The following is a 9,952-nucleotide window of genomic DNA, read 5'->3' on the forward strand; positions in this document are numbered from 1 at the left end:
GAGCGAATTCTCAAACGGTCTCTGATTGCCGTCGAGTCCGGCTACATTTCGACGACGACGCGGCCCCTGATGGTTCCGTCCATGATCCGGTGGGCGGCGTCGATGATGCCGGCGAAGCCGATCGTCGTCGACAGCGCCGCGAGCTTGGCGTGGTCGAGTTCGGTGGCGATGCGCCGCCAGGCTTCGAGGCGGAGTTCCCTTGGCGCCATCACCGAATCGATGCCGAGCAGCGACACGCCGCGCAGGATGAAGGGGGCGACGCTGGCGGGCAGATCCATGCCCTGCGCCAGGCCGCAGGCGGCGACAGCGCCGCCATAATTCGTCATCGACAGCACATTGGCGAGCGTGTGGCTGCCAACCGCATCGACGCCGCCGGCCCAGCGCTCCTTGCCAAGCGGCTTGGCCGGACCTGAAAGCTCGTCGCGCGAAATGATCTCCGTCGCGCCCAGATCGCGCAAGTAGCTTTCCTCCTCGGTTCGGCCGGTCGAGGCGATGATATGATAGCCGAGCCTGGAAAGGATTGAGATCGCCACCGAGCCGACGCCGCCGGCGGCACCGGTCACCACCACCGGGCCACGATCCGGCGTGATGCCGTGGCGCTCCAGCGCCATGACGCAGAGCATGGCCGTATAGCCGGCGGTGCCGACCGCCATGGCGTCGCGCGGGCTCATGCCTTCGGGGAGCGGCACCAGCCATTCACCCTTGACCCGGGCCCGCTCGGCATAGGCGCCGTGATGGGTTTCGCCGACGCCCCAGCCATTGAGGATGACCTTGTCGCCCTTTTTCCATTCGGGATTGGACGATTCCAGGACAGTGCCGGCGAAGTCGATGCCCGGCACCAGCGGAAAACGCCGGATGACCGGCGCCTTGCCGGTGATCGCCAGCCCGTCCTTGTAATTGACCGTCGTTGCTTCGACCGCGACCGTCACGTCGCCTTCCATCAGGTCGGCCTCGGAAATCTCGGTGACCGCGACCGACTGCTTCTTGTCTTCATCGCGCGAAACGAGGATGGCTTTGAAGGTCTCGGGCATTTCTTTCCTCGCTCGTTCTCTTTTTTAATCGATAGCGATTTTTGCGGTCGCTGTCCGGCAAAATCAATCGTCCGAAGGCTCCGCCGGCGTCTCGCCGCGCCAGTTGAGGAATTCGTCCAGCACCACGATGAACGCGCCGACCGAGATGAAGGCGTCGGCGAGGTTGAACACGGGGAACGACCAGACCGGCGTATGGAACAAGATGTAGTCGATGACATGGCCGTAGACGGCACGGTCGATCAGATTGCCGATCGCGCCGCCGATGATCAGGCAAAAGCCGACACGCGCCATAATTTGGTTGCGCTCCGTCCGTTTGGCCAGGAACAGCACGAAGGCGATGACGGCCAGCGACATAATGATCAAACCTTTATCGCCGACCCACTCGAACATGGAGAAGGCGACGCCGGTATTGTAGGTGCGGTAGAGCGCCAGGAAGGGCACCATGTCGACCTTCTCGTGCAGGACAAGCCCGGTTTCAACCAGCCGCTTTATCCACTGGTCGAGCGCGACGGCTGCAACGACGAGGCCGGCATAGGCGGCAAGCGATCTGTAATTCACCGGGCATCCTCCGCGCCGAGCTTCAGTGCGCCGCGCCTTATCTCGAACAGCATGACGCCGGTGGCGACAGCCAGATTGAGCGAATCGGCGCGCCCGGCTTGCGGAATGCGCAGGAGCTTGTCGCAGGCATTGGCGAGTTCGTCCGGCAAGCCCTGCTGCTCGTTGCCCATCAGGAGGACGACCGGGCGGCCGGAATAATCCACCGAGCGGTAGTCGACCGCGCCCTTCAGATGCGTGCCGGCGACGAGGCCGGAAAATCCCTTGCGCCAGGCGAGGAAGGCTTCGGTGGTCGCGCGCGCCACCGGCACCGCGAAGATCGAGCCCATTGTCGCCCGCACCGTCTCGACCGCGAACGGGTCTGTGGTTTCGCCGACCAGGATGACGCCCTTCGCGCCGACCGCGTCGACGGTGCGGATCACCGTGCCGAGATTGCCCGGATCGCGCACGCGGTCGAGCGCCACCCAGACGTCGCCGTCTTTAGGCTGGATATCCTTCAGCGGCATGAGCCGCTGCGCAAAGACGCCGACCACCATTTGCGGATTGTCGCGGCGGGTGATCGCCGTCAGCACCTTTTCGGAAACTTCCAGCACAGTGCCGCCGGCGGCGACCGTACGCGCCGCGACCTTCTCGATTGCCGCATTGCCGCGCCCGGCCTTGGCGAAGACCAGCGTCCTGATCGACCAGCCGAGATCGAGCGCGTCGATCACCAGCTTCAGCCCTTCCGCCATGAAGGCATGCTGCTGGTCGCGGAATTTCTTCAGCGCCAGCGCCTTGATATCCTTGATCAGCGGGTTGGCGAGGCTGGTGACTTCCTTGACCTGGCCCGGCGCGCCGTGGCGATGCTCACTCATGCGGCTACCCAGCGCGAAAACAGCGACGTCGAAAGCGCCCGGCTTGCGGCCTTTTCGCGTATGACCAACTCGCCGGATTCGACTGTCCCGCCCATGCCGGCAAAAGTATCTCGCATCAGCGCGTGGATCGAAAAGAACGAGGCGCGGATCGAATAGGCGGTCAGCACTACCGCCAGCGGCTTGGGCGTCAGGATCGCGCGGCAGATATCGGCCAGCGCCGGCAGATCCTCGAAAAGCTGCCAGACTTCGCCCTTTGGCCCGCGGCCATAGGCCGGCGGATCGAACAATATGATGTCGTAGCCATTGCCGCGGCGCTCCTCTCGCTCGGCGAACTTCATCGCGTCATCGACGATCCAGCGGATCGGCTTGTCGGAAAGCCTCGCCATCTGCTGGTTCTCGCGGGCCCAGCCGATCGCCTTTTTCGAGGCGTCGACATGGGTTACCTCCGCGCCGGCGCGGGCGGCGACCAGCGACGCCAGACCGGTATAGCCGAACAGATTGAGCACTTTCACCGGGCGCTTCGCATCGCGGATCAGCCCGGCCATGTGGTCCCAGTGCGAGGCCTGCTCGGGGAAGACGCCGACATGGCGGAACGAGGTGAAACGGCCGAGATAATCGATTCCGTCATGGCGCATCGGCCAGGTTTCGCCGAGCGGCGTTTTGGGAAAACGCCAGCGGCCCATGCCTTCCTCGTCGGTATCGCCGGTGAAGATCGCGTCCGCCTGCTGCCATTCGCGGGCCGGCAGCGCTTTTTGCCAGATCGCCTGGCCTTCGGGCCGGACGATGCGGTAGGGGCCGTATTGCTCGAGCTTCTCGCCGCCGCCGCTGTCGATCAGCGCGTAGTCGGCATTGGGCGCGACTTCGAGGATGACCGGCAGTTTTTCGGCCGGCAACGCGCCTTCGCGGCGGCGGAGCACGCGCGGCCTGGCTGCCGGTTCCTCGGCCTTCGGCGGGCGCGGCTCCGAGCGAGCTGCGATGGCGGCGGACTTCGGCCGCTCGCGCTCCGGGCGTCTCTCGCGGCGTTTGTCACGCGAAGGTTTCAAGGAAGAGGGTCTCCCGGCGGCATCGGGCCGCTTTTGGCACAGCCCATGCGGCGGCGCAACAAAGGCTAATCTTTGCGGTGGATGGAAACAGGGTTCGCCGGTTTCTCAGCGCCTTGCAAACTTGCAAATTCGGAGACACCCTAAGACCGGTGGTGGGGGAATTTCTTGGAGCCGGATTTTCCGTTTGAGTTCGTCGTGTCAGGAACGCCCGTTTCGCTTGGAAGTTCCTCGCGGTCGAGGAAGCTTTGGAAACAGGAAATCCAGAACGCCAGCAAGGATTCGCTTCCGGAGGGGTATTGGCTAACAAAGGAGCGCATAGCCGTAACGCTGTACTATTTTCCCGCTGAAAACATGCAGGGTGATATCGACAACATCGTTAAGCCCATTTTGGATTCGTTGAATAATCACATTTATGTCGACGACCATCAGGTTGAACGTGTGGTCGTGCAGAAATTTGAACCGGATAACTTTTTTGCCTTTGATGGACCCAGCGAGCGCTTGACTGAAGCGATTGCAGGCGAAAAACCAAAGCTCTACATAAGAATGTCAACCGATCCCTTTGAAGAGCTAAGATAGTGGCAAACCCGGTCAGTAGCGAACAAGAGCTCCTCGCGGTTGAAACTCGAAAGCTGGAAGAGCGGGGTTACACAGTTTATCGGGGGAGCAGCGACCTTGTGCCTGGATTGCTCCGTTCATTTGGGCCTGACGCTGTGGCCGTCGGGCGCGATCCAAAATATGTCATTGAAGTCATTCGTGAAGGTTCGGGCGCAGAGGACAGACTGAAGGAATTGCGAAGGCAGATTGCAAAACTTCCCGGTTGGGAATTGAGAGTCGTCTTGGACCGAGGTGCAAGAGCGCCGGAACTTCGTGAAGCCTCCGCCGAACAGATCGATGAATCAATTCGAAGTGCCCGTAAAGTTTTCCTGTCGGGAGAGACGGCAGCCGGATTGTTACTGGCATGGGGCATTTTTGAAGCGCTTTCGCGCAAACTCGTTCCCGGCGAGTTTCAACGGCCTCAAACGCCGGGGCGGCTCATTCAAAAACTTACGTCAGAAGGATATCTCTCTCCCGGCGACGAACGATTGCTCCGAAAACTTGCGAAGGTTCGAAATGCTGTGATCCACGGAGAACTCTCCGAAATTGCGGACAGCGCTGACGTCGGAAATTTTCTGAACGTGATCGATGCGTTGCGGAAACGACTTGAACGATCAGGCGGATCGGAGAGTCTGTCGGGACGTTAGAGAAATGCCGCGTTAACTGGATCCGGCGCTCCTGCTGCGAAACACCGCAATGCCCGCCGCGAGATCCTCCAGCGCCGCGCCGACCGACTTGAACAGAGTGATCTCGTCCGCGCTCTCGCGGCCCTTTTTCTCGCCGCGCGCCAACTCGTGCAGGTCGGCGACGATCGCGTCCTTCGACAGTATGCCTGACGCCAGAGGCTGGACGATGTCGCCGGCCTCCTTGGTCGCGCCGGCGCGGGTGTCGACAAAGACCCGGGCGCGGCGGATCGCGTCGTCGTCGCTTTCGCGCATCATCGGCGTGAAGCCGCCGACCAGATCGACATGCGCGCCGGGCTTCAGCATGGCGCCCTTGACGAGCGGAGTGGTCGAAATGGTTGCCGAGGAGACGATGTCGGCCTCGCCGAGCGCGGCGTCGAGATCGCCGGCTTTCTCCGCGGGAAAGCCTTCGGCACGAAGCTCGGCCGCGACTTTTTCGGCATTAGCCTGCGTGCGGTTCCAGATTTTTATCTGGCGGATAGGGCGAACCGCCGAATGCGCCCTGGCCAGGAAGGGCGACAATGCGCCCGCCCCGACGACCAGCAGCTTCGAGGCATCCTCGCGGGCGAGATAGCTGGCGGCGAGCGCCGAGGCGCAGGCGGTGCGCCACTGCGTCAGCCGCTGGCCGTCGATCAGCGCCTGCGGTTCGCCGGTCACCCCGTCAAGCAGCAAATATAGGCCCATGACGGCGGGTTTCTGGACGGTGTTGTTGTCGGGCGAGACGGTGACAATCTTGACGCCGATATGGCCGCCGGCGCCATGGGCCGCGTTGAAATCGGTCCAGGCAGGCATCAGGAGCAGTGTCGAGGCCGCACCCGTGGGGCGCTCGATCGTGTGGTGATGGCGCACCGGCTGCACCGCGCCCTCGCGGAAAGCGGTGCGCAGCGTCTCCACCAGACCTGGAAAGGTCAGCGCCTTGTCGACCTCGCCGGCCGAAATTGTCAGCATTTGTCTTCCCTGTCTCGGTTGCGCCTGAGAAGGCTCAATGGCTCGGCGTCGGCAGCGACGGCGCGTTGGAACCGGCGGGGCGGGGCGCCGCCTCGCGCAGCAATTCGGCCTCGCGTGCGCGCTGGCGCGCCAGCTTGCGGTAGCGACCCTGCCGGAACCATGTTGCGACGCTGCCGATGATCATGCCGAGCGCCAGCGCGGCAAACAGAAGGAAAAACAGCGGCAATTGCACCGTCAGCGCCGGATTTCCGGGGTTGAACGGATCGAGCGTGAAGGCGGCCGGTGCGCGGTTGGCGACCGCGAGCGCGATCAGGATGGTCGCGACCGGGACCACGACGGCGACGAGCAGGATACGGTTGAGCATGTGTTTTCCCAGAAGAGCCGGATTGCAGCCGACGCCGCCCGGACAGATTACTTTTGCGCGTTCAGCCGTTCGCGCAGTTCCTTGCCGGTCTTGAAGAAGGGAACCCACTTCTCCTCGACCTCGACCGAATCGCCGGTGCGCGGATTGCGGCCGGTGCGGGCCGGCCGGTTCTTCACGGAAAACGCGCCGAAACCGCGCAGCTCGACGCGGTTTCCCTCCGCGAGCGCGTCGGTGATCTCATCGAATATGGCGCTGACGATGTTTTCGACATCCCGCAGGAAAAGGTGCGGATTGCGTGCGGCAATGATCTGCACGAGTTCGGATTTGATCATGAGCGCGTCCCTCGCCAATGTTTCTGGTGTCACAGTATACGAATGATTTTATTCGTCTTTTCGCTTCACCCGGCAATCCTCAAGGGTGCCAGACCGACACCAGACCGTCAAGGAACAAGCGGTCGGCGCCGATCTCGCGGATGAATTCGCCGCCATAGCCGGGCAGGCCAAGCGCCCGGCCGGCCATCTCGGCCAGCGAACTGCCCAGGAACAGCACCGATCCTTCTTCCTCCGGCTCCCATTCGATGACATTCAAATCCGGGCTCACGCCCCTGGTGGCGAGCCAGCCGGCGGCTTCACGCTCGCCGCCCAGGCTGTCGACCAGCTTTCTCTCAAGCGCCTGGCGTCCGGTGAAGACGGAGCCGTCGGCGAGCGCCAGCACCTCGGCGCGCGACAGCGGACGGCGGTCATCGACGAGGCCAACGAACCAGTCGTAGCTGTCGAGGATCATGGCGCGGAGCATGGCGCGCTCTTCCTCGGTCGTCGGGTTGAAGGGCGACGGCTCGGCTTTCAGCGGCGTCGATTTTATCTCCTCGAGCCCGATGCCGACCTTGTCCATCAGCCCGGTAAGGTCCGGAAACTGCACGAGAACGCCGATCGAGCCGACGATCGACGACTGGCGGGCGACGATGTGGTCGGACGCGCTGGCGATCATGTAGCCGGCGGAGGCAGCGAGCGTGCCGACCTGGGCGACGACTGGCTTTTCGGCCGCGAGCAGCCGGACGGCGTCGAAGATCGCCTCGCCGCCAGCGGTCGTGCCGCCGGGTGAATCGATCGACAGGATGACGCCCTTGACGGTCGAGGATTTCCGCACATCGTCGAGAAGTTCCAGGAGGTCCTGATCCTCGGTGATGGTGCCTTCGATCTCGATCTTGGCGATATGGTCGATCGCGGTCCCGCCGAACTCGTCGCCATAGAGCCAGGCTGAGGCGGCCACGATGGCGAGGGCGGCGATGACGAGCGCGGCAATGCGCCAGAAGGTCAGTTTGCGCCGCAAGCGGCGTCGGTCGATCAGATCGTCGGCTCTGTAGGCCATGGCTTCGTCTCGCATTTTGAGCGCAGGCGTTCGGTTTTAGAGCAAGGATTTAGCGAGAGCTACCGCTTTTCGCCTGCGGCGCGTTCTCGCGGGTTCATTGCAGCGCGGAAAGGGCTGACAATTCACCCAAATATAACCATATTGGAGTGTAAGTCGCAGACATCGGGCGGCGGCCGGTTTTCGCGGCGGCTTGGACAGGATTACGACAATTTTTTCGGCAGACGGGGCTTGCGCCGTCCAGGCCGGGTGGCGGCAAAGCGGCGCAGCCATAATTTCGCGATTTTCAGACGCTTGATCCGGCGGGGCCATGTCGAGATCTTGCAAATGACGGCAACGCCCGGCATGGAGCCGGAAACAAGAAGGTATTGATTTGGCGGGATCCGCGCAGACGACCACCAGCCATGGCAAGGGCGTCCCGACCGCCGAGGCGCACAGGGCGTCGCGCGAGGCATTCGCGCGCGCGCAGAGGCATTCGCGTACCGTCCGCGTGCTGAAGGGCGCGCTGCCGCTGCTTGCGGCGGCGATGGCGCTCGGCTTTCTGGGATATTCCTATGTCATGACGCCTGCTTCGGTCGCGGTCAAAGCCGATGGGTCGGCGATTTCGGACGGCAAGCTGGTCATGGCAAATCCGAAGCTAGACGGCTTCACCAAGGACAATCGCCCCTATTCGATGAATGCGCTGCGCGCCATCCAGGACTTCCAGAACGAAGGCGTCGTGCAGCTTGAAGGCATCAGCGCCAAGCTGCCCATCGATGCCGAAAACTGGGCGACGATCGACGCGGCAGGCGGCGTCTACGACCGCGACAAGAACACGCTCGATATCGACAGTGAAATCACCGTCACCACCGCCGACGGCATGACGGCGAAACTCAAGTCGGCGACGATCGACATTGGCGGCGGCGGCATGAAAACCGAAGATCCCGTCGATATCAGGATGGACGGCGCGACGATTACGTCGGACACCATGACGATTGGTGAAAACGGCAAGGTTCTGGTATTCGAAAAGCGCGTCCGCATGGACATCGATCCGCAGCGGCTGAAGGCGACGCAACAGGCAAATGGAGACACCGATGTGGTCAACTGATTTTCGGCCGCTGACAGCAGTGGCGCTCGGTCTCCTGGTGCTGGCGTCCGCGCCCGGCGTCGTTTCGGCGCAGGAAAGCGCCACGACGAGCAGGCTTTCGGGGCTGAAGATGTCCGGCGACGAGCCGATCCAGATCGAGAGCGACAAGCTCGAAGTCCGTGAGTCGGAGAACCTTGCGATTTTCAGCGGCAATGTCAGCGTCACCCAGGGCCCGACGCTGCTGAAATCGGGTAAGATGACGGTCTATTACGCCAAGGATGGCGGATCGGCCGCAACCGGCTCGGCCAACATCGACAGGCTCGAGGTCGACGGCAAGGTCTATGTCAAGTCGGAGAATCAGGTGGCGACCGGCGACCGCGGCACGTTCGACATGAAGACCGAGGTTCTGGTTCTTTCCGGCAAGGAAGTGGTGCTGTCGGAAGGGCCCAACGTGCTGGTTGGCTGCAAGCTGACCGTGCAGATGAAGACCGGCGAAGCGCAGGTCGACGGCTGCAAGGAAGGCGGCTCCGGCACAGGCCGGGTCATGATGTCGATTACGCCTGGTTCGCAGAACCAGTCCGGGTCGCAGAACCAGTAATGCCGCAAAGCATTTCCCTGTTTTCGCGCATGTCCGGCCGGTTGCGGCAGAAGCCTGCGGCCCCGACGCTGCGGCCCAATGCCGACAAGTTCAAGGGCACGCTGATCGCGCATGGTCTGACCAAGAGCTACAAGGGCCGGCAGGTGGTCAACGGCGTTTCGCTCGGCGTCAGGGCCGGCGAGGCGGTCGGGCTGCTCGGCCCCAACGGCGCCGGCAAGACAACCTGCTTCTACATGGTCACTGGACTGGTGCCGGTCGATCAGGGCAGGATCGAGATCGACGGTTTCGACGTGACGTCGATGCCGATGTACCGCCGCGCCCGTCTCGGCGTCGGCTACCTGCCGCAGGAAGCCTCGATCTTCCGGGGCTTGACGGTCGAAAACAACATCCGCGCCGTGCTGGAGGTGGTCGAGAAGAGCCGCAAGGAGCGCGAGCGCAGCCTGGACGCCCTGCTCGAGGAATTCCACATCTCGCATCTGCGCAAATCGCCGTCTATGGCGCTGTCGGGCGGCGAGCGCCGCCGTCTCGAAATCGCCCGCGCACTGGCGACGCGGCCGAGCTACATGCTGCTCGACGAACCTTTCGCCGGCATCGACCCGATCGCGGTGGCCGATATCCAGCAACTGGTGCGCCACTTGACCACGCGCGGCATCGGCGTGCTGGTGACCGACCACAATGTCCGCGAGACGCTCGGCCTGATCGACCGCGCCTACATCATCCATGATGGCGAGATCCTGAAGCACGGCTCCGCCGCGGACATCGTCGCCGACCCGGATGTCCGGCGGCTGTACCTCGGCGAAGGCTTTACCCTCTAGGGTGCGTTGAAATTCAGGTGATGCCGGCCTGCAAAT

At 63.0% G+C, this 9,952-nt stretch carries 13 protein-coding genes; 5 read left to right on the forward strand and 8 right to left on the reverse strand.

What is annotated here, in order from left to right; translation table 11 throughout:
- Positions 1 to 41: 41 nt before the first annotated feature.
- The 4 genes from acuI to G6N73_RS32730 form a co-directional block, all read right to left on the reverse strand.
- Positions 42 to 1,031, reverse strand: a complete 990-nt coding sequence (acuI, locus tag G6N73_RS32715; protein ID WP_165034074.1) for an acrylyl-CoA reductase (NADPH) — start codon at positions 1,029 to 1,031, stop codon at positions 42 to 44.
- A gap of 63 nt (positions 1,032 to 1,094) precedes the next feature.
- Positions 1,095 to 1,589, reverse strand: coding sequence for a signal peptidase II (gene lspA, locus G6N73_RS32720; protein ID WP_165034075.1), 495 nt, complete (start codon positions 1,587 to 1,589; stop codon positions 1,095 to 1,097).
- Complete coding sequence (locus G6N73_RS32725; protein ID WP_165034076.1) at positions 1,586 to 2,440, reverse strand: TrmH family RNA methyltransferase; 855 nt, start codon at positions 2,438 to 2,440, stop codon at positions 1,586 to 1,588. The genes lspA and G6N73_RS32725 overlap by 4 nt, the downstream gene beginning before the upstream one ends.
- Positions 2,437 to 3,483 carry an RsmD family RNA methyltransferase gene (locus G6N73_RS32730; RefSeq protein ID WP_165034077.1) on the reverse strand — a complete coding sequence of 349 codons (1,047 nt, stop codon included), beginning with the start codon at positions 3,481 to 3,483 and terminating at the stop codon, positions 2,437 to 2,439. Before G6N73_RS32730 ends, G6N73_RS32725 begins: the two co-directional genes overlap by 4 nt.
- A gap of 165 nt (positions 3,484 to 3,648) precedes the next feature.
- On the opposite strand from G6N73_RS32730, the gene G6N73_RS32735 reads away from it, so the two are divergent.
- Both G6N73_RS32735 and G6N73_RS32740 read left to right on the forward strand, forming a co-directional pair.
- On the forward strand, positions 3,649 to 4,059 hold the full coding sequence (locus G6N73_RS32735) for a RusA family crossover junction endodeoxyribonuclease (RefSeq protein WP_165034078.1): 411 nt from the start codon (positions 3,649 to 3,651) through the stop codon (positions 4,057 to 4,059).
- Positions 4,059 to 4,724 carry a hypothetical protein gene (locus tag G6N73_RS32740; RefSeq protein WP_165034079.1) on the forward strand — a complete coding sequence of 222 codons (666 nt, stop codon included), beginning with the start codon at positions 4,059 to 4,061 and terminating at the stop codon, positions 4,722 to 4,724. Before G6N73_RS32735 ends, G6N73_RS32740 begins: the two co-directional genes overlap by 1 nt.
- A 12-nt stretch (positions 4,725 to 4,736) precedes the next feature.
- Here the strand turns inward: G6N73_RS32740 and lhpI are convergent, their stop codons facing one another.
- From lhpI to sppA, 4 genes are all read right to left on the reverse strand, one after another.
- On the reverse strand, positions 4,737 to 5,708 hold the full coding sequence (gene lhpI, locus G6N73_RS32745; RefSeq protein WP_165034080.1) for a bifunctional Delta(1)-pyrroline-2-carboxylate/Delta(1)-piperideine-2-carboxylate reductase: 972 nt from the start codon (positions 5,706 to 5,708) through the stop codon (positions 4,737 to 4,739).
- Between the two features lie 34 nt (positions 5,709 to 5,742).
- A complete protein-coding gene (locus G6N73_RS32750; RefSeq protein WP_165034081.1) occupies positions 5,743 to 6,072 on the reverse strand; it encodes a lipopolysaccharide assembly protein LapA domain-containing protein in 330 nt (109 codons plus the stop codon).
- A 47-nt stretch (positions 6,073 to 6,119) separates the two neighbouring features.
- A complete protein-coding gene (locus G6N73_RS32755) occupies positions 6,120 to 6,404 on the reverse strand; it encodes an integration host factor subunit beta (RefSeq protein WP_165034082.1) in 285 nt (94 codons plus the stop codon).
- A gap of 79 nt (positions 6,405 to 6,483) precedes the next feature.
- Entirely contained in the window at positions 6,484 to 7,440 is a 957-nt protein-coding gene (sppA, locus tag G6N73_RS32760) for a signal peptide peptidase SppA (protein ID WP_165034083.1), read from the reverse strand.
- 370 nt (positions 7,441 to 7,810) lie between these two features.
- On the opposite strand from sppA, the gene lptC reads away from it, so the two are divergent.
- From lptC to lptB, 3 genes are read left to right on the forward strand one after another with little or no spacing between them, the layout of a single operon-like run.
- Positions 7,811 to 8,524, forward strand: coding sequence for an LPS export ABC transporter periplasmic protein LptC (gene lptC, locus G6N73_RS32765; RefSeq protein ID WP_165034084.1), 714 nt, complete (start codon positions 7,811 to 7,813; stop codon positions 8,522 to 8,524).
- Positions 8,511 to 9,101, forward strand: a complete 591-nt coding sequence (locus G6N73_RS32770) for an LptA/OstA family protein (RefSeq protein WP_165034085.1) — start codon at positions 8,511 to 8,513, stop codon at positions 9,099 to 9,101. Before lptC ends, G6N73_RS32770 begins: the two co-directional genes overlap by 14 nt.
- Before the next feature lie 29 nt (positions 9,102 to 9,130).
- Positions 9,131 to 9,916 (forward strand): LPS export ABC transporter ATP-binding protein, encoded by a 786-nt coding sequence (gene lptB / locus G6N73_RS32775; RefSeq protein WP_246252759.1) that lies wholly within the window; start codon positions 9,131 to 9,133, stop codon positions 9,914 to 9,916.
- Positions 9,917 to 9,952 lie beyond the last annotated feature (36 nt).

Origin of the sequence: Allomesorhizobium camelthorni, assembly GCF_011045125.1 — a bacterium.
Classification (GTDB): Bacteria; Pseudomonadota; Alphaproteobacteria; order Rhizobiales; family Rhizobiaceae; genus Allomesorhizobium; species Allomesorhizobium camelthorni.

Bases quoted from the DNA above. Each gene is read 5' to 3' on its own strand.
- acuI (WP_165034074.1), bottom strand. From the start codon at position 1,031: ATGCCCGAGACCTTCAAAGCCATCCTCGTTTCGCGCGATGAAGACAAG.
- lptB (WP_246252759.1), top strand. From the start codon at position 9,131: ATGTCCGGCCGGTTGCGGCAGAAGCCTGCGGCCCCGACGCTGCGGCCC.
- G6N73_RS32755 (WP_165034082.1), bottom strand. From the start codon at position 6,404: ATGATCAAATCCGAACTCGTGCAGATCATTGCCGCACGCAATCCGCAC.
- G6N73_RS32770 (WP_165034085.1), top strand. From the start codon at position 8,511: ATGTGGTCAACTGATTTTCGGCCGCTGACAGCAGTGGCGCTCGGTCTC.
- G6N73_RS32725 (WP_165034076.1), bottom strand. From the start codon at position 2,440: ATGAGTGAGCATCGCCACGGCGCGCCGGGCCAGGTCAAGGAAGTCACC.
- sppA (WP_165034083.1), bottom strand. From the start codon at position 7,440: ATGGCCTACAGAGCCGACGATCTGATCGACCGACGCCGCTTGCGGCGC.
- G6N73_RS32750 (WP_165034081.1), bottom strand. From the start codon at position 6,072: ATGCTCAACCGTATCCTGCTCGTCGCCGTCGTGGTCCCGGTCGCGACC.
- lhpI (WP_165034080.1), bottom strand. From the start codon at position 5,708: ATGCTGACAATTTCGGCCGGCGAGGTCGACAAGGCGCTGACCTTTCCA.